This is a genomic window from Stenotrophomonas sp. CS3K5 (genome assembly GCF_059515225.1).
The window spans coordinates 287,331-307,641 of sequence record NZ_JCAKRX010000003.1 but is presented as its reverse complement, the minus strand read 5'-3'; the positions used below and the strand labels follow the sequence as shown (position 1 = coordinate 307,641).

The 20,311-nt window shown below is 67.6% G+C and carries 21 protein-coding genes; 13 read left to right on the top strand and 8 right to left on the bottom strand.

Features of this window, described 5'->3' with window-relative positions:
* Nucleotides 1–8: 8 nt before the first annotated feature.
* The 6 genes from pcnB to pgi all read left to right on the top strand — a co-directional run bounded on the left by pcnB (nucleotide 9) and on the right by pgi (nucleotide 5,613).
* Nucleotides 9–1,388: a polynucleotide adenylyltransferase PcnB gene (gene pcnB, locus AC5YGJ_RS06445; protein WP_409461215.1), complete on the top strand. Its 1,380-nt coding sequence runs from the start codon at nucleotides 9–11 to the stop codon at nucleotides 1,386–1,388.
* A gap of 3 nt (nucleotides 1,389–1,391) precedes the next feature.
* Nucleotides 1,392–1,877 (top strand): 2-amino-4-hydroxy-6-hydroxymethyldihydropteridine diphosphokinase, encoded by a 486-nt coding sequence (folK, locus tag AC5YGJ_RS06440; protein WP_249844353.1) that lies wholly within the window; start codon nucleotides 1,392–1,394, stop codon nucleotides 1,875–1,877.
* Between the two features lie 34 nt (nucleotides 1,878–1,911).
* Nucleotides 1,912–2,727, top strand: coding sequence for a 3-methyl-2-oxobutanoate hydroxymethyltransferase (gene panB / locus AC5YGJ_RS06435; RefSeq protein WP_107232789.1), 816 nt, complete (start codon nucleotides 1,912–1,914; stop codon nucleotides 2,725–2,727).
* Nucleotides 2,724–3,563: a pantoate--beta-alanine ligase gene (gene panC, locus AC5YGJ_RS06430; RefSeq protein ID WP_496186096.1), complete on the top strand. Its 840-nt coding sequence runs from the start codon at nucleotides 2,724–2,726 to the stop codon at nucleotides 3,561–3,563. Before panB ends, panC begins: the two co-directional genes overlap by 4 nt.
* Nucleotides 3,564–3,721: 158 nt before the next feature.
* Entirely contained in the window at nucleotides 3,722–4,102 is a 381-nt protein-coding gene (gene panD, locus AC5YGJ_RS06425; protein ID WP_008268179.1) for an aspartate 1-decarboxylase, read from the top strand.
* The gene (gene pgi, locus AC5YGJ_RS06420) at nucleotides 4,099–5,613 is read left to right on the top strand and encodes a glucose-6-phosphate isomerase (RefSeq protein WP_496186095.1); all 1,515 of its coding nucleotides are present in this window, start codon (nucleotides 4,099–4,101) and stop codon (nucleotides 5,611–5,613) included. The genes panD and pgi overlap by 4 nt, the downstream gene beginning before the upstream one ends.
* A 98-nt stretch (nucleotides 5,614–5,711) precedes the next feature.
* On the opposite strand, the gene AC5YGJ_RS06415 is transcribed toward pgi, so the two are convergent.
* Nucleotides 5,712–6,281, bottom strand: coding sequence for a response regulator transcription factor (locus AC5YGJ_RS06415; RefSeq protein ID WP_057496879.1), 570 nt, complete (start codon nucleotides 6,279–6,281; stop codon nucleotides 5,712–5,714).
* Nucleotides 6,278–7,504: an ATP-binding protein gene (locus AC5YGJ_RS06410; protein ID WP_107232786.1), complete on the bottom strand. Its 1,227-nt coding sequence runs from the start codon at nucleotides 7,502–7,504 to the stop codon at nucleotides 6,278–6,280. Before AC5YGJ_RS06410 ends, AC5YGJ_RS06415 begins: the two co-directional genes overlap by 4 nt.
* A gap of 114 nt (nucleotides 7,505–7,618) precedes the next feature.
* On the opposite strand from AC5YGJ_RS06410, the gene ispG reads away from it, so the two are divergent.
* The 3 genes from ispG to AC5YGJ_RS06395 all read left to right on the top strand — a co-directional run bounded on the left by ispG (nucleotide 7,619) and on the right by AC5YGJ_RS06395 (nucleotide 10,462).
* Nucleotides 7,619–8,884 carry a flavodoxin-dependent (E)-4-hydroxy-3-methylbut-2-enyl-diphosphate synthase gene (ispG, locus tag AC5YGJ_RS06405; RefSeq protein ID WP_496186094.1) on the top strand — a complete coding sequence of 422 codons (1,266 nt, stop codon included), beginning with the start codon at nucleotides 7,619–7,621 and terminating at the stop codon, nucleotides 8,882–8,884.
* Nucleotides 8,865–9,614 carry a phosphatase PAP2 family protein gene (locus tag AC5YGJ_RS06400; RefSeq protein ID WP_496186093.1) on the top strand — a complete coding sequence of 250 codons (750 nt, stop codon included), beginning with the start codon at nucleotides 8,865–8,867 and terminating at the stop codon, nucleotides 9,612–9,614. Before ispG ends, AC5YGJ_RS06400 begins: the two co-directional genes overlap by 20 nt.
* Before the next feature lie 200 nt (nucleotides 9,615–9,814).
* On the top strand, nucleotides 9,815–10,462 hold the full coding sequence (locus tag AC5YGJ_RS06395; RefSeq protein ID WP_057496875.1) for a response regulator: 648 nt from the start codon (nucleotides 9,815–9,817) through the stop codon (nucleotides 10,460–10,462).
* Nucleotides 10,463–10,801: 339 nt separating this feature from the next.
* Here AC5YGJ_RS06395 and eda read toward each other — a convergent pair whose 3' ends face one another.
* The 5 genes from eda to zwf all read right to left on the bottom strand — a co-directional run bounded on the left by eda (nucleotide 10,802) and on the right by zwf (nucleotide 16,820).
* On the bottom strand, nucleotides 10,802–11,461 hold the full coding sequence (gene eda / locus AC5YGJ_RS06390) for a bifunctional 4-hydroxy-2-oxoglutarate aldolase/2-dehydro-3-deoxy-phosphogluconate aldolase (RefSeq protein ID WP_249844348.1): 660 nt from the start codon (nucleotides 11,459–11,461) through the stop codon (nucleotides 10,802–10,804).
* Between the two features lie 224 nt (nucleotides 11,462–11,685).
* A complete protein-coding gene (edd, locus tag AC5YGJ_RS06385; RefSeq protein WP_496186092.1) occupies nucleotides 11,686–13,602 on the bottom strand; it encodes a phosphogluconate dehydratase in 1,917 nt (638 codons plus the stop codon).
* A 58-nt stretch (nucleotides 13,603–13,660) separates the two neighbouring features.
* Complete coding sequence (gene pgl, locus AC5YGJ_RS06380) at nucleotides 13,661–14,383, bottom strand: 6-phosphogluconolactonase (protein WP_249844346.1); 723 nt, start codon at nucleotides 14,381–14,383, stop codon at nucleotides 13,661–13,663.
* Nucleotides 14,380–15,387 (bottom strand): glucokinase, encoded by a 1,008-nt coding sequence (gene glk, locus AC5YGJ_RS06375; protein WP_107232780.1) that lies wholly within the window; start codon nucleotides 15,385–15,387, stop codon nucleotides 14,380–14,382. Before glk ends, pgl begins: the two co-directional genes overlap by 4 nt.
* Entirely contained in the window at nucleotides 15,384–16,820 is a 1,437-nt protein-coding gene (gene zwf / locus AC5YGJ_RS06370; RefSeq protein WP_496186091.1) for a glucose-6-phosphate dehydrogenase, read from the bottom strand. Before zwf ends, glk begins: the two co-directional genes overlap by 4 nt.
* A 354-nt stretch (nucleotides 16,821–17,174) precedes the next feature.
* Between zwf and AC5YGJ_RS06365 the strand changes: the two genes are divergently transcribed.
* The gene (locus tag AC5YGJ_RS06365; RefSeq protein ID WP_309338018.1) at nucleotides 17,175–18,257 is read left to right on the top strand and encodes an ABC transporter ATP-binding protein; all 1,083 of its coding nucleotides are present in this window, start codon (nucleotides 17,175–17,177) and stop codon (nucleotides 18,255–18,257) included.
* A 121-nt stretch (nucleotides 18,258–18,378) separates the two neighbouring features.
* Here AC5YGJ_RS06365 and ygfZ read toward each other — a convergent pair whose 3' ends face one another.
* Nucleotides 18,379–19,254 carry a CAF17-like 4Fe-4S cluster assembly/insertion protein YgfZ gene (gene ygfZ / locus AC5YGJ_RS06360; RefSeq protein ID WP_496186090.1) on the bottom strand — a complete coding sequence of 292 codons (876 nt, stop codon included), beginning with the start codon at nucleotides 19,252–19,254 and terminating at the stop codon, nucleotides 18,379–18,381.
* Between the two features lie 39 nt (nucleotides 19,255–19,293).
* Here ygfZ and AC5YGJ_RS06355 point away from each other — a divergent pair, with 39 nt between their 5' ends.
* Genes AC5YGJ_RS06355 through sdhD form a run of 3 tightly spaced genes read left to right on the top strand, consistent with a single transcriptional unit; the run spans nucleotide 19,294 to nucleotide 20,296 of the window.
* Nucleotides 19,294–19,464 (top strand): DUF1674 domain-containing protein, encoded by a 171-nt coding sequence (locus AC5YGJ_RS06355; protein WP_005409075.1) that lies wholly within the window; start codon nucleotides 19,294–19,296, stop codon nucleotides 19,462–19,464.
* Between the two features lie 56 nt (nucleotides 19,465–19,520).
* Entirely contained in the window at nucleotides 19,521–19,913 is a 393-nt protein-coding gene (gene sdhC, locus AC5YGJ_RS06350; protein ID WP_005409076.1) for a succinate dehydrogenase, cytochrome b556 subunit, read from the top strand.
* Nucleotides 19,910–20,296, top strand: a complete 387-nt coding sequence (sdhD, locus tag AC5YGJ_RS06345) for a succinate dehydrogenase, hydrophobic membrane anchor protein (protein WP_005409077.1) — start codon at nucleotides 19,910–19,912, stop codon at nucleotides 20,294–20,296. Before sdhC ends, sdhD begins: the two co-directional genes overlap by 4 nt.
* Nucleotides 20,297–20,311: the final 15 nt, after the last annotated feature.

The window sequence follows — 20,311 nt, the reverse complement described above, 5'->3', positions numbered from 1 at the left end:
CGATGCCATTGGGCAATCCCGAAACTTCAACCGGAAGCGCCAACATCATTTCCCCTGCGACATCACCGTTCAGCCTGCGCGTCATCCCGCGCGACCAGCACACCATCTCCCGCAAGGAGATCAGCCCGAATGCCCTGCGCGTGCTCTACCGCCTGCGCGATGCCGGCTTCGGTGCCTACCTTGTCGGCGGCGCGGTGCGCGATCTGCTGGTCAATGGCCAACCCAAGGATTTCGACGTGGCCACCGACGCCACGCCCGAACAGGTCAAGCAGCTGTTCCGCAACTGCCGCCTGATCGGCCGACGCTTCCGCCTGGCCCATGTGGTGTTCGGCCGCGAAATCATCGAAGTCGCCACCTTCCGCGCCAACAGCGATGACGGCAGCGGCGACCGCGAGATGGAAAACGGCATGCTGGTGCGCGACAACGTGTACGGCACCATCGAAGACGACGCCGTACGCCGTGACTTCACCTGCAACGCCCTGTACTACGCCATCGAAGACTTCTCGGTGCGTGACTACACCGGCGGTTTCGAAGACGTGCAGGCACGCCTGATGAAGCTGATCGGCGACCCCGAGCAGCGTTACCGCGAAGATCCGGTGCGCATGCTGCGCGCGGTGCGTCTTGCGGCCAAGCTGGGCTTCCAGATCGAAGAGGGCACGGCTGCGCCGATCCCGCATCTGGCTGGCCTGCTCAACGAAGCGGCCCCGGCGCGGCTGTTCGAGGAAGTGCTCAAGCTGTTCCTGTCCGGGCACGGCGTGGCCAGCTTCGAGGGCCTGGAGCGCTATGGCCTGCTCGACGTGCTGTTCCCGGAAAGCGCCAAGGCACTGAAATCGAACCGCACCGGCGCTCTGCGGCGCATGCTGGTGGAAGGCCTGGCCAACACCGATGCGCGCGTGGCCAATGATGAGCCGGTGTCGCCGGCGTTCCTGTTCGCCCTGCTGTTGTGGCCGGCGTTCTGCCGTGCGCAGGCGACCCTGCTCAAGCAGGGCGTGGCACCGGAAGAGGCGCAGCGTCGTGCTGCCGACCGCGTCACCGTGCAGCAGCTGAGCACCATCGCACTGCCACGCCGCTTCTCGCTGCCGATGCAGGAAATCTGGCTGCTGCAGTCGCGCTTCGGCTCGCGCCAGCGCAAGCGCGTGTTCCGCACACTGACCCATCCGCGTTTCCGTGCCGCGTTCGACTTCCTGGCCCTGCGCCAGGTGGCCTCGGCCGAGCACGAAGCCGATGTCGCGTTCTGGCGCGAGGCACAGGCGCAATCGGGCCATGAGCTGGAGTCGTCGCTCGATGCCATGCACAGCGAAGGCGGCGATGAGGACGGTGGGGCGCCGCGCAAGCGTCGTCGTCGCCGTCGCCGCCCGGGCGGTCCGGCGGGCAGCGCTGCCGAGTAAGCCATGACCCGTGCCTGGATCGGGCTGGGCGCCAATCTTGGCGACGCCGCCCACACCGTCCGCGCGGCCATCGCCGCGCTGGACGAGCTGCCTGAAACGCGGCTGCTGCAGGCGTCACGCCTGTATGCCACCCCGGCCTGGGGCAATGAGGACCAGCCGCCGTTCGTCAACGCCGTGGCGGCGGTGCTCACCGATCTGCCTGCACTCGAGTTGTTGCAGGCCATGCTCGGGCTGGAGCGGCAGTTCGGTCGCGTCCGCGATCCGGCGGTGCATTGGGGGCCGCGAGCGCTGGACCTGGACCTGCTGCTGTACGGCGAGCAGGTATTGGACCTGCCCGATCTGAAGGTGCCGCATCCGTACCTGCACGAGCGTGCTTTCGTGCTGGTGCCGTTGGCCGAAATCGGGCCGGAACTGAAAATTCCTGGCCATGGCCGCGTGCAGGATGCAGTGATGCGGGTCGATGCCTGCGGGATCGCGCCGATAGGGTGATAATGCCCGGGTTATCTCCCCCGGTTATCAGCACATGAGCACCCACGCAGACAGCAAGCCCTGGACCGTTCCCGCCCTGGCCGAGGCCAAGCGCAATGGCCAGAAGCTGGTCATGTTGACCGCCTACGACGCCGGCTTCGCCCGCACTTTCGACGCCAATGGCGTTGATCTGATCCTGATCGGCGATTCGCTGGGCATGGTCGTGCAGGGTCATGACTCGACCCTTCCGGTGACCGTGGCCGACATGGTCTACCACACCCGCGCCGTGGCCCGCGTGCTGCAGCGTGCGCTGCTGGTGGCCGACCTGCCGTTCGGTGCCGATGCCACCCCGGAACGCGCGCTGGATGCTTCGCTGCAGCTGCTGCAGGCCGGCGCCGAAATGGTCAAGATCGAAGGTGCCGGTTTCAAGGTCGACATCATCCGCTACCTGGTCGAACGCGAGATTCCAGTCTGCGCGCACCTGGGCCTGACTCCGCAGTCGGTGCTGCGCCTGGGCGGCTTCAAGATCCAGGGCCGTGGCGATGCCGCGCGCCAGCTGGTGGAGGATGCCCGGGCCGTGGCCGCGGCGGGCGCCAGCATCATGGTGCTCGAATGCGTGCCGACGCCGGTGGCGGCTGAAGTCACTGCCGCGGTGGACGTGCCGACCATCGGCATTGGTGCCGGCCCGCACTGCGATGGCCAGGTGCTGGTGCTGCACGATTTCCTTGGCCTGGACAGCGGCCATCGCCGCCCGAAGTTCGTCAAGGACTTCCTGGCCGAAGGTGGTTCGGTGGCCGGTGCCACCCGCGCCTTTGCCGACGCCGTGCGCGACGGCAGCTTCCCCGACGAACAGCACGCCTACGCCCAATGATCCAGACCTTCAACGAGCTTGGCGCACTGCGCGAGCAGATTGCGCAGTGGAAGCAGCAGGGCCTGCGCGTGGCGCTGGTGCCGACCATGGGCAACCTGCATGGGGGGCACCATTCGCTGGTGACCCTGGCCCGCCAGTACGCCGACAGGGTGGTGGCGAGCATCTTCGTCAACCCGACCCAGTTCGGGCCGAACGAGGATTTCAGTCGCTACCCGCGCACGCCCGAGGCCGACGTGGCCGGGCTGGAGCAGGTCGGCTGCGATGCCGTGTGGCTGCCAAGCGTCGAGGCGATGTACCCGCTAGGCGTGGACAAGACCACGCAGATGCACGCGCCAGGTGTCAGCGAAGTGCTGGAGGGTGCCAGTCGCCCAGGCCATTTCGATGGCGTGTGCACGGTGGTGGCGCGTCTGTTCCTGCAGGTGCAGCCGGACGTAGCCGTGTTCGGGCGCAAGGATTACCAGCAGCTGGCCGTCATCAAGCAGATGGTGGCCGAGCTGTCGTTCCCGATCCAGATCGTCGGCGCCGAGATCGTGCGCGACGAGGATGGCCTGGCCAAGAGCTCGCGCAACCAGTACCTGAGTGCCGAGCAGCGCCCGCACGCGACCGCCATTCACCGCACCCTGCTGGGCATGCGCGAAGGCTACGTGGCCGGGCACGCGCGCGCGCAGATCGAAGCGGACGCCACGGCGGCACTGCAGGCCGCCGGTTTCCAGGTCGACTACGCGGTGCTGCGCACGCCGGATCTGGCCGAGCCGAGCTTTGACGGCGGTGGCCGCGTGGCCCTGATCGCCGCACGCCTGGGCACGACCCGGCTGATCGACAACCTGGAATTCTGAATTCCGTACGATGGGTAGCGCCGGGCCATGCCCGGCGGACCACGGCCGCTGCGCTCGCCGGGCACGGACCGGCGCTACCTGAACAGGTTGCCGGCGGTGATGCCGATGGCCGGACGGGTGCTAGAATCCGCGCTTTCCTTTGCCGTTGCAGCGCCCCCATGCACCTGTCCCTGCTTAAGACCAAGATCCACCGCGCCACCGTCACCCATTCCGAGCTGAACTACGAAGGTTCCATCGCCATCGATGACAACCTGCTGGCTGCCACCGGCATCCGCGAGTTCGAGCAGGTGCACATCTGGGACGTGACCAACGGTGCGCGCTTCTCGACCTATGCCATCCGTGCCGAAGCTGGCAGCGGCGTGGTCTCGCTCAATGGCGGTGCCGCGCGCCACGTGCAGGTCGGTGACATCATCATCATCGCCGCGTTCGCCAGCATGACCGAGCAGGAAGCTGACAGCTTCAAGCCGAAGCTGGTGTACGTTGATGGCAGCAACCAGATTACCCACACCAACGACACGATCCCGACACAAGCCGCATGACAACGAACAACGGATTCGACTCGCTGCATTCCCACGCCCAGCGCCTGAAGGGCGCAAGCATTTCCAGCCTGCTCGCTGCCGAACCCGGCCGCGTCCAGGACCTGGCGCTGCGGGTCGGTCCGTTGTACGTCAACTTCGCGCGGCAGAAATACGATGCCGCAGCGCTGCAGGCGCTGTTGGCATTGGCGGCCGACTGTGATGTCGGCGGCGCCATCACCCGGCTGTTCCGTGGTGAGCAGGTCAACCTGACCGAAGGCCGCGCCGCGCTGCACACCGCGCTGCGTGGCGACGTGGTCGATGCGCCGGTGGCGGCCGAGGCCTATGCCACCGCCCGCGAAATCCGCCAGCGCATGGGCGTGCTGGTGCGCGCGCTGGAAGACAGCGGCGTGACCGATGTGGTCAGCGTCGGCATCGGTGGTTCCGATCTCGGTCCACGCCTGGTTGCCGATGCGCTGCGCCCGGTTACCGGTGCGCGCCTGCGCGTGCATTTCGTATCGAACGTGGATGGCGCCGCCATGCAGCGCACGCTGGCCACGCTGGATCCGGCCAGGACCGCCGGCATCCTGATCTCCAAGACCTTCGGCACCCAGGAAACCCTGCTCAACGGCCAGATCCTGCACGACTGGCTGGGCGGCAGCGAGCGCCTGTACGCAGTCAGCGCCAATCCGGAGCGCGCCGCCAAGGCGTTCGCGATTGCCGCCGAGCGCGTGCTGCCGATGTGGGACTGGGTGGGCGGCCGTTACTCGCTGTGGTCGGCGGTCGGTTTCCCGATCGCGCTGGCCATCGGCTTTGAGCGTTTCGAACAGCTGCTGGACGGTGCCGCGCAGATGGATGCGCACGCGCTGGACGCGCCGCTGGAGCGCAACCTGCCGGTGCTGCACGGCCTGACCGACATCTGGAACCGCAACCTGCTGGGCCATGCCACGCACGCGGTGATGACCTATGACCAGCGCCTGGCGCTGCTGCCGGCCTACCTGCAGCAGTTGGTGATGGAAAGCCTGGGCAAGCGCGTGCAGCGCGACGGCCAGCCGGTCACCACCGACACCGTGCCGGTGTGGTGGGGCGGGGCGGGTACCGATGTGCAGCACAGCTTCTTCCAGGCACTGCACCAGGGCACCAGCATCGTTCCGGCCGATTTCATCGGCTGCGTGCACAACGACGATCCCTACACAATCAATCACCAGGCGCTGCTGGCCAATTTGCTGGCGCAGACCGAGGCGCTTGCCAACGGGCAGGGCAGTGACGATCCGCACCGCGATTATCCGGGTGGCCGCCCGAGCACGCTGATCCTGCTTGATGCGCTGACGCCGCAGGCGCTGGGTGCGCTGATCGCGATGTACGAGCACGCCGTGTACGTGCAGTCGGTGATCTGGAACATCAACGCCTTCGACCAGTTCGGTGTCGAACTGGGCAAGCAGCTGGCCAGCGGCCTGCTGCCGGCGCTGCAGGGCGAGGACGTGGCGGTTGCCGATCCGATGACCCGCGAGATCCTGGCGCAGCTGAAGCGCTGACGCTCTCTGTAGAGTCGAGCCAAGCTCGACTGTGTTGTCCGCGTAGTCGAGCAAGGCTCGACTTTACGAGTCGGTAGCGCGGCGGACGCGCCCCCGCGTCAACGGCTGGGGTCGCGTTCCGGGCTCGGCCGCTTGGCCAGCTTGCGCTGCAGCGAACGCCGGTGCATGCCCAGCAGCCGCGCTGCCGCCGACACGTTGCCGCCGGTCTCGTGCATCGCTTGCTGGATGTGCTCCCACTGCAGCCGGCTGATCGGCGTCATCGCGTCGGGCACTTCCATTTCGCCATCGTCGGCTGGGCCGTCATCCTCTTCGCCGAGGGCACGCAGGATCATCGGTACCGTGGCCGGCTTGGGCAGGTAATCGTCGGCACCGAGCTTGATCGCTTCCACCGCCGTGGCGATGCTGGCATAGCCGGTCACCAGCAGGATCCGCATGTCGGCACGCAGGGCGCGCAACGGCTGGATCAGTGCCAGGCCCGAGTCGCTGCCCAGCTTCAGGTCGATCAGCGCGAACGCCGGTGGCTGCTGGCGCGCCAGTGCCAGCGCGCTGGCGGCATCCTGCGCCGTCTGGGTCTCCAGCCCCTTGCGGGCCAGGCTGCGCTGCAGGGTCCTCAGGTACAGCTCGTCGTCGTCGACCAGCAGGCCCAGGGTGGAGTGGTGAAGGCTCATGGGGTGTCCTCGCGTGGGGCCAGCGGCAGGCGGAAGCCGACGCGGCTGCCGGCCCCCTGGGCCGGGCGCATCCACATCTCGCCGTCGAGGCGTTCAATGGTGGCATGGGACAGGGCCAGGCCGACGCCCATGCCCTCGCTCTTGCTGCTGCCGAACAGGGTGCCCGGCAGCACGGCAGCGCGCGCATCGAAGCCGTGGCCGTAGTCGCGGACTTCGCCGATCAGGTCGTCGCCTTCAATGCGCAGGTCCAGGTCCACGCGCGGCCGGCCGGCCTGTTCCCCAGCATCGGCGGCGTTGTTGAGCAGGACCATCAGCAGGTGGCCCACGCCGGGGTCCAGTGGCAGCCGCAGCGGGGCGTCGTCGTTGCGGTGCAGGTCGATGGTCGGCCGTACCAGGCGCCATTGCTCCAGCACCTGCTGGGCATTGGAGTGGCGGCGGCCGGGGGCGTCGGCCGAAGCCGGTGCGGCCAGCGCCAGCACGCGTTCACGGCATTGCACCAGCAACTCGCGCAGGGTTTCCATGTCCTCGCGCACTTCCGGCTCTTCGCTGCGCTCGGCTACGTCGTCGGCCAGCAGGGTCATGGTCGCCAGCGGCGTGTTCAGTTCGTGCGCCACCGAGGCGGCATGGGTGGCCAGGGCGACGATGCCCTCGTTGCGGGCGAAGCGCTCGCGCAGCGCCGACAGCTCCAGTTCGCGCTGGCGCAGGGCCAGCGCCAGGCGGGTGGAGAAGGCCAGTACCACGGCCGCGGAGATCAGGAAGTTGGCGACCACGCCCCAGCGATTGAGATCCTGGGCGCGGAAATAGCCGTCCGGCAGGGGTTGGCCGAAGATGCCACTGCTGGCGTAGCCAAGCAGGCAGGCCAGCGCCACCGCCAGCGCCCAGCGCAGGGGCAGGGCGAACGCAGCCAGCGCGATCAGGATCAGGAACAGCGAGCTGAACGGGTTGGCCATGCCGCCACTCCAGCCGACCATCCAGGTCAGGATGATTACATCCACCAGAATGTGCCCGAACGCGGTCAGTGGTGCGGTATCGGCGGCTTCCGGGCGCAGCTGGGTGTAGATGTTGAACAGCGCCAGCACCGCCACGCCGGCCCACAATGGCAGCTGCGGGAGCGGCAGGCCCAGGACCCAGGTGGCCACCAGGATGGTGGCCGCCTGGCCGCCCACGGCAAGCCAGCGCAGGCTGCACAGGGTTCGCAGGAACGGGGCGTCGGGACCGGTCATTCGCGCTCATCGTATGCGTTCCTGGGCAACGGCGCCTGCGACAATCGGCCGCAGACGCACCATCGGCTGAATGCGACTCACCCGGAACGTGGGGCCGGGCGGTAGAATGCGCCCATGCACGACGCCGTTACCCGCCCGACGCCCCCCTCCGATGCCACTGCCTGGCCCCGTCGCCAGACCCATGCCGTCCAGATCGGCGGGGTCACCGTCGGTGGAGGCAAGCCGGTGGTGGTGCAGTCGATGACCAACACCGATACCTCCGATGTGGCCTCCAGCGTGAAGCAGGTGGCCGAATTGTGGCGCGCCGGCTCGGAAATGGTGCGCCTGACCGTCAACACCGTTGAGGCCGCCGCTGCGATTCCGCGCATCGTCGACAAGCTGGCGATGATGGGCATCGAGGTGCCGTTGATCGGCGACTTCCACTACAACGGCCACCAGCTGCTGAGCGCCGAACCGGCCTGTGCCGAAGCGCTGGCCAAGTACCGCATCAACCCGGGCAACGTCGGCTTCGGCAAGAAGAAGGACCTGCAGTTCGCACAGCTGATCGAATTCGCCATGCGCTTCAACAAGCCGGTGCGCATCGGCGCCAACTGGGGCTCGCTGGACCAGACCCTGGCCGCGAAGCTGATGGACGAGAACAACCACCGCGAACAGCCGTGGGACGCTGGCCGTGTGCTGCGCGAGGCGCTGATCCGCTCGGCGCTGGATTCGGCCGAACAGGCGGTGGAACTGGGCCTGCCGCGCGATCGCATCGTGCTGTCGGCCAAGGTCAGTGGCGTGCAGGAACTGATCGCGGTGTACCGCGACCTGGCCCAGCGCTCGGATTTCGCGTTGCATCTGGGCCTGACCGAAGCCGGCATCGGCAGCAAGGGCATCGTCGCCTCGGCGGCGGCGCTGAGCGTGCTGCTGCAGGAAGGCATCGGCGACACCATCCGCATCTCGCTGACCCCGGAACCGGGCCAGTCGCGCACGCAGGAAGTGATCGTCGCCCAGGAACTGCTGCAGACCACCGGCCAGCGCGCTTTCACCCCGCTGGTCACCGCCTGCCCGGGCTGTGGGCGCACCACCTCCGAGTTCTTCCAGGAACTGGCCAAGGTGGTGCAGAACCACGTCCGTGAAAAGATGCCCTTGTGGAAGATCCAGCATCCCGGCGCGGAAAACATGACGCTGGCAGTCATGGGCTGCGTGGTCAACGGGCCCGGTGAATCGCGCCATGCCAACATCGGCATCTCGCTGCCGGGTACCGGTGAGGCGCCGTCGGCGCCGGTGTTCGTCGATGGCGAAAAGAAGGTGACCCTGCGTGGCGAGAACATCGCCCAGGACTTCGTCGCCCTGATCGACGACTACGTCGAACGTACCTATGTCCGAAGCGCCGGATAAGCCCGCGATTCTCGCTGCGCCGGAGTCCGCCTCCGGTTTCCGCCACTGGATGGCGCGCAATGCCTGGCGCCTGGTCCTGCTGTTCGGTGGCGTACTGCTGCCGCTGGCCGGCTTCGTCGCGCTGGCCGACGAAGTGCACGAATTTGAATCGTTCCATTTCGATGCGCCCCTGCTGTGGCAGATGCACGGCCTGCATTCGCCGCTGCTGGACCGCTTCTTCGTGCTCATCTCGAAACTGGGCTACGAGTGGTTCCTGATCCCGGCTGACGTGCTGATCATCGGCGCGCTGCTGGGCTACCGGCGTTGGCGTGAAGCCACCTTCGTGGCGGTCAGCTTCGTCGGCTCGGCGTTGCTGAACATGGGCAGCAAGCAGTTCTTCCAGCGCGAGCGGCCCAGCCTGTGGGAGTCGATCGCGCCGGAATCGACGTTCAGCTTCCCCAGCGGCCACGCGATGGGCTCGATGACCCTGGCGGTGACCCTGGTCCTGCTGGCCTGGAACACCCGCTGGCGCTGGCCGGTGCTGCTGTTGGCCCCGTCGTTCAGCCTGCTGGTCAGCCTGTCCCGGGTCTACCTGGGGGTGCATTACCCCTCCGATATCCTGGCCGGATGGTGTGCCGCGCTGGTTTGGGTGGTAGGGTGCTATCTGGTCATGTTCAGTCGCCGGCACCCATGGCGACGTCACGGCTCGCCGCCAGCGAAGCCCAGCGAAGCATCATCACAGGGGGAATGACGTGGATGGCCCCCGGTGGGCGTCTACGTGATAGATCAGTTGTTTCGAAACAGCAGGTTCTGCAAGACAGGGGGCAAGCTCAACGCGTGGTTATGTGATGCGCAAGGCAGAATGCCCGCGCCGCATTCCGAGCGCGCTTGCGGGGTATCGGCACCCTGCCTAGCTTGACCTGCAATGGCCGCATTCGAAGAGGTATGTGAATGACGATTCGAGTCTACCTGGTGGATGACCATGCGCTGGTCCGCACCGGTATGAAGATGATTCTGTCGGGGGAAGCCGACATCGAGGTGGTGGGCGAAGCCGAGACAGGCGAAGACGCGCTGCGCGATGTCCGCCAGTTGTTGCCGGATGTGGTGCTGTGCGATCTGCACCTGCCGGGTGTCAGCGGCATGGAAGTGACCGAGCGGATCGTCCGCAGCCACCGCAATACCCGCGTGGTGATCGTGTCGGTGCTGGAAGACGGCCCGCTGCCAAAGCGCCTGCTCGAAGCCGGCGCGGCCGGCTACATCGGCAAGGGCTGCGATGCGCAGGAACTGTTGCGCGCGGTGCGCGATGTGGCGGCCGGTCGCCGCTACCTGGGCACCAGCATCGCGCAGAACCTGGCGCTGTCGACCGTGGAAGGCAATGGTTCGCCATTCGACAGCCTGTCGCCGCGTGAACTGGAAGTGGCGCTGCTGCTGACCCAGGGCCTGCGCCAGGAAGACATTGCACGGCGCCTGAGCCTGAGCGCGAAGACGGTGAACACGCACAAGGCGCGGTTGTTCGAGAAGATGGGTATCCACGACAACATCGCGCTGGCACGCATGGCCAGCCAGTACGGGCTGGTGGATCCGGCACGGCCGCTGTAACGGGCGGGTTTCGGCCAACGGCTGAGCCCGTCGAGGTGGTGGTGCGTTTGGATTCTGGAGGGTGGCCCTGCGGAGGGATCGCGCAGGGGACGCCGTGAATCCATCCCTGCAGGCTCGGTCGCGCCATCCCTGGCGCTCACGCCCCTGCGCAATCCCTCCGCAGGGCCATGGACAGGTTCCGTGCGCGTTCACCGCGGAATGAAGAAGGAAGAGCAGGAGCGGGTCGCGCGCTGTGGGCGCTTTGGATGCTGGTCGTGTAGAGCCGAGCCCATGCTCGGCTGCTTTCCATTGCGCTGACGTGGAGCCGAGCGTGGGCTCGGCTCTACAGCTGCGTCGGGCTCAGTGGCCGCGTACGCGCTTGATGATCTTCGCGGCGTCGGCGGCGCTGGCGCGCACCTTGTCCCATTCGCCGTCGGCGATCCAGTTGCCCGGCACCATCCACGAACCACCAATGCAGACCACGTTCTTCTGCTCCAGGTATTCGGCGGCGGTGTTCTCGGTGATGCCACCGGTCGGGCACAGCTTGAGGTCGGCGACCGGGCCGGCCAGACCCTTGATCATCGCCAGCCCGCCTACGGCCGTGGCCGGGAACAGCTTGCACACCCGGAAGCCGCGCGCGTAGAGCGACAGCAGCTCGGTCGGCGTGGCCGCGCCCGGCACCACCGGCAGTGGCGCAGCCGCCAGCGCATCGGCCAGCGCCGGCGGCGTACCCGGGGTTACCAGGAAGTCCGCACCTGCATCGATGGACTGTTGCATCTGCGCCACGGTCAGCACCGTACCGGCACCCACCACCACATCCGGCAGCTCACGCTTGAGCATCGCCAGCGCTTCCATCGCCACCGGCGTACGCAGCGTCAGCTCGATGGCCGGCAAGCCGCCTTCCAGCAGCGCCGCACTGACCGCCCGCGCCTGGTCGAGCGTATGAATGGTCACCACCGGCAGGATGCCGGCCGCATGCAACAGCTCCGCCGCACGCACCTGATGTTGTTCGATACCCATGCTTTTGCCCTTGCTCTTGATTGTGCTTTTCAGTGATTACTTCGCGGCATTGATGCGCCGGAGAGCGTCAGGAGGGCGCGGTCAGCCCCAGCCGGGACCGTTCGCGCCATGGATGGCGCGACCGAGCCCCCAGGGATGGGTTTACGGCGTGTCCCGGCTGGGGCTGACCGCGCCCTCAACCAGGAACCTCACCGCCGCGACAAACCCGCAACGCCCTTCAACCCTCAGGCGTCCTTCGCCTCATGCGGCGCTGCCGCTGCCGCTGCATCGTGCCCCAGCTCGTATTCCGCGTCGTAATCCCACGGCCCACCATCGGCCGCCGCTGGCCCGCACGAAATCGAAATCGCACCCTGGTCGGCCGGACCCACCACGCGACGGTTGATCGCGAACAGATTGCGGCCCAGATCCTGCGCCGCCGGCGCGGTGTTCGGCGCCAGCGAGCGTGCTGCCCATTCGGCCGCATCCACCAGCACTTCCAGCGTGCCGGCCTCGCCATCAAGCCGGATCATGTCGCCCTCGCGCACCTTGGCGAGTGGGCCACCACGTGCCGCTTCCGGGGTTACGTGGATCGCTGCCGGAATCTTGCCGGAAGCGCCGGACAGGCGCCCGTCGGTGACCAGCGCCACGCGTCGGCCCTGGTTCTGCAGCAACCCCAGCAGCGGCGCCAGCGAATGCAGTTCCGGCATGCCGTTCGCGCGCGGGCCCTGGTAACGCACCACCGCCACGAAATCCTGCGGCAGCAGACCGCCGGCATGCAGCTTGTTCAGCACCTGCGGCGCATCGACCACCACGGCGGGGGCCTCGATGGTGCGGTACTGCGGCTTCACCGCCGACAGCTTGATCAGCGACTTGCCCAGGTTGCCGCGCAGCAGGCGCAGGCCGCCCTGGTGTTCGAACGGGTTGTCGACGCCGCGCACCACCTCTTCATCGGCACTGTGTTCCAGGCCGGGCAGATAGACCAGCTGGCCGTCACGCAGCTGCGGTTCGCGCGCATAGTCGGCCATGCCGCCGCGCGCCACGCTGACCAGATCGCCGTGCATCAGTCCGGCCTTGATCAGCTCGCCGAACACGAACGCCGGGCCGCCTGCCGCAGCGAAACGGTTCACGTCGGCCTCGCCGTTCGGATAGACGCGCGCCAGCAGCGGGATCAGCTGCGACAGCTCGTCGAAGTCGTCCCAGGTCAGCACGATGCCGGCGGCGCGCGCGACGGCGATCCAGTGGATGGTGTGGTTGGTCGAGCCACCGGTGGCCATCAGCGCGATGACCGCGTTGATGATCGCTCGCTCGTCGATGATCCGGCCCAGCGGGCGGAAGTCGTCGCCGAGTGCGGTGATGTCCAGCGCACGTTCGGTGGCTTCGCGGGTCAGTGCATCGCGCAGCGGCGTGCCCGGGTTGACGAACGACGCCCCCGGCAGCTGCACGCCCATCGCTTCCAGCAGCACCTGGTTGGAATTGGCGGTGCCGTAGAAGGTGCAGGTGCCGGCGCCGTGGTACGAGGCGGACTCGGCTTCCAGCAGTTCTTCGCGGGTGGCTTCGCCGGCGGCGTAGCGCTCGCGCACTTCGGCCTTCTGCTTGTTGGGGATGCCCGGGGTCATCGGGCCGGCCGGCACGAACACCGCAGGCAGGTGGCCGAAGGCCAGTGCGCCGATCAGCAGGCCGGGCACGATCTTGTCGCACACACCGAGGTAGACGGTGGTGTCGAACATGTCGTGGCTGAGCCCGATGGCGGTGGCCTGCGCGATCACATCGCGCGAGAACAGCGACAGCTCCATGCCGCCACGGCCCTGGGTGACGCCGTCGCACATCGCCGGCACGGCGCCGGCGACCTGTGCGGTGGCGCCGAGTTCGCGCGCGATCCCGCGGATCTGCTCGGGATAGGTCTCGAACGGCTGGTGCGCCGACAGCATGTCGTTGTAGGCGGTGATGATGCCCAGGTTCGGCGTCACCCCGCCGCGCAGGCGGCTCTTGTCGGTGCCGCCGCAGGCAGCGAAGCCGTGGGCGAGGTTGCCGCAGCTCAGGCGGCTGCGGAATGGGCCGTCACGCAGGGAAGCGTCGATCGCGGCCAGGTAGGCGGCGCGCGAGGCGGCGCTGCGACGGATGACGCGCTCGGTGATGGCGTGCAGTTGCGGATGGAGGCTCATTGGCTACCGGCGTTCGTGGTGGCGAGAGGCAAGCGGCGGCAAGGCGCCGCCGCCGACGTCAATCAGCCCAGTGGACGCGCAGACGCGCGCCGTCCAGGTTGATCGCATTGAGGATCGGGTACTGCTGGGCGTCGTTGCTGTCCAGCGCCTGGCGCAGTACCTGCAGCTTCTGCTTGCCGCGCAGCAGCAGCAGGCGCTGGCGGCACTGGCGCAGGCCGTGCGGGGTCAGCGTGATGCGCAGCGGCCACTGGTTGGCACCCGGGCAGCCGGTGGCATCCAGCGCGGCGTAGGGCAGGGTGCTTTCCAGCGCGCGGGCCAGGTCCTTCGAGCCCGGGAACAGCGAGGCGGTGTGGCCATCGTTGCCCATGCCCAGCGCCACCAGGCTCGGCGGCTGGCTGTGCTGGGCCTGCAGATTGGCGGTGTAGACGCATTCCGGCAGCGGCTTGCCGATCCGCACCAGCGGATCGAAGTGGGCACCCTCGGCGCGCTTGAGCAGGTGCTCGCGCACCAGCCAGGCGTTGCTGTCGCGATCCTGTGGCGACAGCCAGCGCTCGTCGGCCAGGCTCACTTCAACCCGGTCCCAATGCACGTCCAGTTCGGCCAGGGCCTGGTAGACCGGCGCCGGCGTGGTGCCACCCGACAGCAGGATGCGGGCGCGGCCCACTTCATTGATGTCGTGGTTGAGGGTCTGCGCCATCTCGGCGGCTACCGCCTCGATCCAGCCATCGGCATCGCCATGGTGGATGAAGTCGATGCGGTCGTCGTGGAAAGCGGGGGTCATGCGGCAACTCCTGGTGCGTCACGTTCGGCGTCGGCGGCGTAGGCAGCGGCACCCAGCAGCCCGGCGTGGGGATGCATCACCGCCAGCGACGGTACCCGCGCCATGATCGAAGAGAACCGGCCCTTGTGTTCGAAGCGCTGGCGGAAGCCGGAGTGCTGCAGCGAGTCGAGCATCTTCGGGGTCAATCCACCGGTCAGGAACACGCCGTCCCAGGCGCCCTGGGTCAGTACCAGATCGCCGGCAATGGCGCCGAACACCGCGCAGAACACATCCACGGTGCGCATCGCCTGCGGGTCGCCGTGCAGGGCGCGCGCGGTCACGTCCACCGGTTGCAGCTGACCCGGGTCAATGCCGGCCATCTCGCACACGGCGCGATGGATGTTGACCAGGCCGGGGCCGCAGATCAGCCGCTCGTTTGAGACGCGGCCGAACTGTTCGGAGAGGATCTCCAGGATGCGGATCTCTTCCGGCGTTCCCGGCGGGAAGCTGACATGGCCACCTTCGGTTTCCAGCGGATAGCAGCGGCCGTGGCGCAGGATCAGGCCGCCGACGCCGAGCCCGGTGCCCGGCCCGATCACCGCATAGTTGCGCGGCTGACCCGGCTTGCCCGGCACCCAGGCCGCACCGCCGACCTGCACCACGTCATCGGGTTGCAGCAGCGAGATCGCCATGGCCTGCGCAGCGAAGTCATTGATCAGGTGCAGCTCGTCGAAGCCGAGCATCGCTGCGGTGCGGCTGCGCGAGATCACCCAGGGATGGTTGGTGATGCGTGCTTCGTCACCGTCGACGCGGCCAGCCACCGCGAACACGCCGCGGCCGGCCGTGGCACCGATCTGTTCCAGATGGTGGCGCGCGGCATCACCGAGCGAGGGGAACTCGGCCACCGCGTACTCGCGGATGCTGTCCTTCAGCAGTGGCGCGTCCAGCGAGGTGTCGGCCAGGGCGAAGCGGGCGTTGGTGCCGCCGATGTCGGCAACCAGCACGGGCTGCGAGCCGGCACTCATGCCGAGACTCCGCTGTCGGGCGCGTCCACGCCCTGCGGCAGGAATTCCGTGGCGTTGCTCGGGCCCCACTGGCCGGCGGGGTAGGGTTCCAGCGGCAGCTTGGCCTCCTTCCAGGCGTCGGCCACGCTGTCGATCCAGGCCCACGCGGCGCGCACTTCGTCGTCACGCACGAACAGCGTGTGGTTGCCATTGAAGGCATCCAGGAACAGGCGTTCGTAGGCGATGCGGCGGTGCAGGCCGGTCGGCACCGACAGTTCCAGTTCCAGCGGGTGCAGTTCCAGCGCGCCCCATTCCGGGCCGGCCAGGCTGCTCATCAGGCCCAGTTCGATGTTTTCCTGCGGCTGCAGCTGGAACACCAGGCGGTTCGGCGCGGCCTGCGCGCGCTGCGGGCGCTCGAACAGCCAATGGGTGACCGGCTTCAGCGTGACCACCACGCGGGTGGTGCGCTCGGGCAGGCGCTTGCCGGTGACCAGGTGGAACGGCACGCCGCTCCAGCGCCAGTTGTCGATGTGCGCGGTGACGCCGGCGAAGGTTTCCACGTCGCTGCCTTCCGGCGGCTGATAGGCCTGGGCCGGCTGGCCGTTGATGGTGCCGGCGGTGTAGCGGCCACGGATGCTGTCACGAGCGGCGTGCCTGGCATCGAGCGGGCGCAGTGCGCGCAGCACCTTGACCTTCTCGTCGCGGATGCGGTCGGCTTCCAGCGAGGCTGGCGGCTCCATCGCCACCATGCACAGCAGCTGCAGGATATGGCTCTGCACCATGTCGCGCAGCGCGCCGGAACGGGCGTAGTAGGCGTCGCGGCCATCCACGCCTTCGCTCTCGGCGACCAGGATGTGGACCGATTCGATGTAGTTGCGGTTCCACACCGCTTCCAGCAGCGTGTTGCCGAAGCGCAGTGCGATCAGGTTCTGCACCGCCGCCTTGCCCAGGTAGTGGTCGAGGCGGAACACACGGTCCTCGTCGATCCACTGGCCGATGGTGGAGATGATCTCCTCGGCGCTTTCGCTGTCGCTGCCGATCGGCTTCTCCAGCATCAGGCGTGCCGGCGCAGCCAGGGCACCGCCCTTGGCCAGGCCTTCGCAGGTGGAGATGTACAGGCCCGGCGGAATGGCCAGGTAGCTGACGCACTTGCGGTGCACCAGGTCGGAGACCGCGGCGGCCACCGAGTCGACGTCGCGCAGGTCGACCGAGCGGTAGTCGATGCGACGCAGCAGCGCAGCGATGTCGTCCTGCGTGGCCATCGGCATGGCCTGCTGCAGGCGCGGGCGCAGGATGTCATGGAAGGCTTCGGTGTCATGCCCGGACAGGGCCAGCGCACGGATGCGGAAGTCCTCCGGCAGCAGGCCGTCGCCGAGCAGGCGAAGCAGCGAAGGGAACAGGTAGCGCTGGGCCAGATCACCTGTGGCACCGAACAGGAAGAGGGTGTCGTGCATCGCTCGAGTTTCAGATCCGGGTGACATCGTTGTCAATCGCTTCATGGCTGGGTTCGGGGGACATCCGCGCAACTGCCTGTCCGAGGCTCGTCAGGGGCGTTTTCCGGGGCTCCGGAAGACCGTTCCATTCGAAACCACTACCTCGGCGGAAGCTTCGTTCTTCCGCCGACGCAGATCGGTGCGCACCGATCATGGGATAGTGCCACGTGAAAACGTTTACATGGCAGAATGGGCAACTGTATTCGATTGCAGTGCTCGCCGCCATGCGGCGACCGCGCAATCATCACTGCCATCGGGAGGGCCGAAGGCAGTCCCCAATGACAGCCCGGCACCGGGCGGACTGGATAGAGTGATATGGCAAAAGTGCAGTTGCAGGGTGTGCGCAAGGTCTACGACAACGGCCAGGTTGCAGTGAAGGACGCCACCTTCGAGGTCGCCGACGGCGAGCTGATGGTGCTGGTGGGGCCGTCGGGCTGCGGCAAGTCGACGCTGCTGCGGATGGTGGCGGGCCTGGAGGAGATCAGCGGCGGCACGCTGACCATCGGCGACCGCGTGGTCAACGACGTGGCGCCGAAGGACCGCGACATCGCCATGGTGTTCCAGAGCTACGCGCTGTACCCGCATATGACCGTGGCCGAGAACCTGGCCTTCGGCCTGAAGCTGCGCGGCCATGACAAGGCCACCATCGACAAGCGCATTGCCGAGGCGGCGCAGACGCTGGGCCTGACCGAGATGATGGACAAGCTGCCCAAGGCGATGTCCGGCGGCCAGCGCCAGCGCGTGGCACTGGGCCGTGCGCTGGTGCGCGAGCCGGCGGTGTTCCTGCTTGACGAGCCGCTGTCCAATCTCGATGCCAAGCTGCGGCACAGCGTGCGCACCGAGATCGCGCAGCTGCACCGCAAGCTGGGCACCACGATGATCTACGTAACCCACGACCAGGTGGAAGCGATGACGCTGGGCCAGCGCATCGTGGTGCTCAAGGACGGCGTCATCCAGCAGATCGACACACCGATGGCGCTGTACGACCGCCCGGCCAACCTGTTCGTGGCCGGCTTCCTCGGCAGCCCAGCGATGAACGTGCTGCGTGGCACGCTGCAGGGTGATGCCAGTGGCGTGACCGTGGTCGACGGACAGTGGCGTGCGCCACTGGGCCAGGCCACGATCGATCCGGCCTGGCTGCAGAAGCCGATCGCGGTGGGCGTGCGTCCGGAGCATCTGCAGCCGGCCGCCGCCGACGATGCGCATGCGTTCTCCGCGCGCATCGAAGGCATCGAGCCGGTCGGCAACGAGATCTTCGTCAACCTCAGCAGCGGCCAGCATGCGCTGACCATGCGCGTGGCCCCGCAGGCGTTGCCGGCAGTGGGTGAGGACATCCGCGTGGCGATCCATCCGCAGGGCCTGCATTTCTTCAATGCGGAAAGCGGCGAGCGGCTGTAATCGGGCTTATCGATGTTGCCGGCCAGGGGCCGCCACTACCCATCCGGTCCGGACCAACGGTCCGCGCCGGGTCTGCGGGTTCAGTAGATCCACGCCACGCGTGGATGCGGTGCCGCCCGCTTCAGCGCGCCAACCCATCCAGCAGCGGTACGCGCTGTGCCACGGCGCCATCCACCTGCAACGCGGCATCGCCGGTTTCCAGCGGCAGCACCGCCAGCGCCAGCTCACCGGCCACGCTGGCGATCGTGCCCAGCGCCGCGCCGTCCTGCTGCACGCCATCACCGGCCTGCGCCGGTGCCGCGGTCTGCAGCAACTGCACCGCGCGCTTGGCTTTGCCGAGGAAGTGGGTACGGGCGACGATTTCCTGGCCCGGGTAGCAGCCCTTCTTCACGCTGTAGCCGTTCAGGCGGTCCAGGCCCAGCTGCTGCGGGGTCCACACTTCGCGCTGGCTGTCTTCCAGTCGCGGCAATCCGTAGCGCAGGTCGGCCTGGCGCCAGGCCAGGGCGAAAGCGGCCTCATCGGTTCCGCTACCGGCGGCAAAGGCATCAGAAGCGCCGATGCGCAGGGTGCGCGGGAGGGCATCACTGCCCAGGTCCAGCTCCCAGCCATCACCTGCGGTGTGCGCAATCGCCGCGCCGCTGGCGGCCTCTGGTGCAGTGAAGGCGCCGGCCACGGCCAGATCGTTGCGCACCTGCACCTTCACCTTGCGACGGAACACGAAGCGCTGCAGTTGCGAAGCAATCGCATCGGCATCGCCGTCAGCCAGCACCAGCATCACGTGGTCGTCGGCCAGCCGGAGCAGCTGGAACACCGCCAGGGTGCGGCCCTTGGCGCTCAGCCAGGCGCTCCACTGCCAGTGCCACAGGGGCAGGGCGGTGACGTCGCTGCTGAACTGGGCGTGGGCGAACACGGCCGCATCCACGCCCTGCAGGCTCAGCAACTGGTGGCCGGGCAGGCGCGGATATCCGACGAAAGCAGGGGGCAGGTTGTCAGGCACGTGAACGAGGTCTAAAATTTGTGCGTTGCGAGACCGAACATGATAGGCCAAACAACCCCCACTCCCGACGACGAATCTGAAGCCCCGCTGGTCCCCGCGGCACCCGTGCCCGTGGAACAGGAAAAAGCAGAGGAATTCGGCGGCCGCGGCGGACTTGATCCGGTGCGGTATGGCGATTGGGAGAAAAACGGACGCTGCATCGATTTCTGATCAGCATTGAGCCAACGCGGCCGTGTGCCGCCCAGCCGAGACAACGAGCCCAGCGAATGGCGACCAGACAACGCCCACTTTCCCCGCACCTTCAGGTGTATCGCTGGCAGATTCAGATGGCCACCTCGATCCTGCATCGAGCCACTGGCGTCTTTCTGTCTGTTGGTGCCCTCATCATCGCCGCCGGCCTGCTGGCCCTGATGATGGGGCCCGAGTCCTGGAACTGCTTCACCGGCCATGCCGGGGCCTGGTATGGCCGCGTGTTCCTGTTCGCGTGGACATGGTCGTTCGCCTATCACCTGTGCAATGGCATCCGCCATGTGGTGCAGGACTTCGCCATCGGCTTCAGCATCCCCGCCTTCATCCGCAGCAGCTGGCTGTCGGTCACCGGCAGCCTGGTGATCACCCTGCTGGTGTGGGCCTATGTGATGTTCGGAGGTGCCGCGTGAGCAAGTTCCGTACCCCGCTGAAGAACGTGCGCGGCCTTGGCTCGGCCAAGACCGGCACCGAGCACTTCGTGCACCAGCGCCTGACCGCCGCCGCGCTGGTGGTGCTGGGCATCTGGTTCCTGGTCTTCGTGCTGGGCCTGCTGGGCTCGGACTACGCGACCGCCGCCGCCGCCGTGGCCAAGCCGTGGAACGCAGTGCCGCTGATCGGCCTGCTGATCGCCATGTTCTGGCACGCGCAGCTCGGCATGCAGGTCGTGCTGGAAGACTACATCCACGAATCGCTGCTGGCCCTGGTGCTGCAGACCGCGGTGAAGTTCGTCGCCGTGCTCGGCATGATCGTCAGTGTGTTTGCGGTGGGCCGCATCGCCCTCGGCGTTGCCTGAGCCCAGGCGCCAAGA

What these genes read in the sequence shown, in the direction of transcription:
- panB (WP_107232789.1), top strand. Translation starts at nt 1,912, where the DNA reads ATGAGCACCCACGCAGACAGCAAGCCCTGGACCGTTCCCGCCCTGGCC.
- AC5YGJ_RS06395 (WP_057496875.1), top strand. Translation starts at nt 9,815, where the DNA reads ATGACGATTCGAGTCTACCTGGTGGATGACCATGCGCTGGTCCGCACC.
- edd (WP_496186092.1), bottom strand. Translation starts at nt 13,602, where the DNA reads ATGAGCCTCCATCCGCAACTGCACGCCATCACCGAGCGCGTCATCCGT.
- AC5YGJ_RS06355 (WP_005409075.1), top strand. Translation starts at nt 19,294, where the DNA reads ATGATAGGCCAAACAACCCCCACTCCCGACGACGAATCTGAAGCCCCG.
- panD (WP_008268179.1), top strand. Translation starts at nt 3,722, where the DNA reads ATGCACCTGTCCCTGCTTAAGACCAAGATCCACCGCGCCACCGTCACC.
- pgl (WP_249844346.1), bottom strand. Translation starts at nt 14,383, where the DNA reads ATGACCCCCGCTTTCCACGACGACCGCATCGACTTCATCCACCATGGC.
- sdhC (WP_005409076.1), top strand. Translation starts at nt 19,521, where the DNA reads ATGGCGACCAGACAACGCCCACTTTCCCCGCACCTTCAGGTGTATCGC.
- zwf (WP_496186091.1), bottom strand. Translation starts at nt 16,820, where the DNA reads ATGCACGACACCCTCTTCCTGTTCGGTGCCACAGGTGATCTGGCCCAG.
- AC5YGJ_RS06365 (WP_309338018.1), top strand. Translation starts at nt 17,175, where the DNA reads ATGGCAAAAGTGCAGTTGCAGGGTGTGCGCAAGGTCTACGACAACGGC.
- glk (WP_107232780.1), bottom strand. Translation starts at nt 15,387, where the DNA reads ATGAGTGCCGGCTCGCAGCCCGTGCTGGTTGCCGACATCGGCGGCACC.
- folK (WP_249844353.1), top strand. Translation starts at nt 1,392, where the DNA reads ATGACCCGTGCCTGGATCGGGCTGGGCGCCAATCTTGGCGACGCCGCC.
- panC (WP_496186096.1), top strand. Translation starts at nt 2,724, where the DNA reads ATGATCCAGACCTTCAACGAGCTTGGCGCACTGCGCGAGCAGATTGCG.
- ispG (WP_496186094.1), top strand. Translation starts at nt 7,619, where the DNA reads ATGCACGACGCCGTTACCCGCCCGACGCCCCCCTCCGATGCCACTGCC.
- AC5YGJ_RS06410 (WP_107232786.1), bottom strand. Translation starts at nt 7,504, where the DNA reads ATGACCGGTCCCGACGCCCCGTTCCTGCGAACCCTGTGCAGCCTGCGC.
- eda (WP_249844348.1), bottom strand. Translation starts at nt 11,461, where the DNA reads ATGGGTATCGAACAACATCAGGTGCGTGCGGCGGAGCTGTTGCATGCG.
- pgi (WP_496186095.1), top strand. Translation starts at nt 4,099, where the DNA reads ATGACAACGAACAACGGATTCGACTCGCTGCATTCCCACGCCCAGCGC.
- AC5YGJ_RS06415 (WP_057496879.1), bottom strand. Translation starts at nt 6,281, where the DNA reads ATGAGCCTTCACCACTCCACCCTGGGCCTGCTGGTCGACGACGACGAG.
- AC5YGJ_RS06400 (WP_496186093.1), top strand. Translation starts at nt 8,865, where the DNA reads ATGTCCGAAGCGCCGGATAAGCCCGCGATTCTCGCTGCGCCGGAGTCC.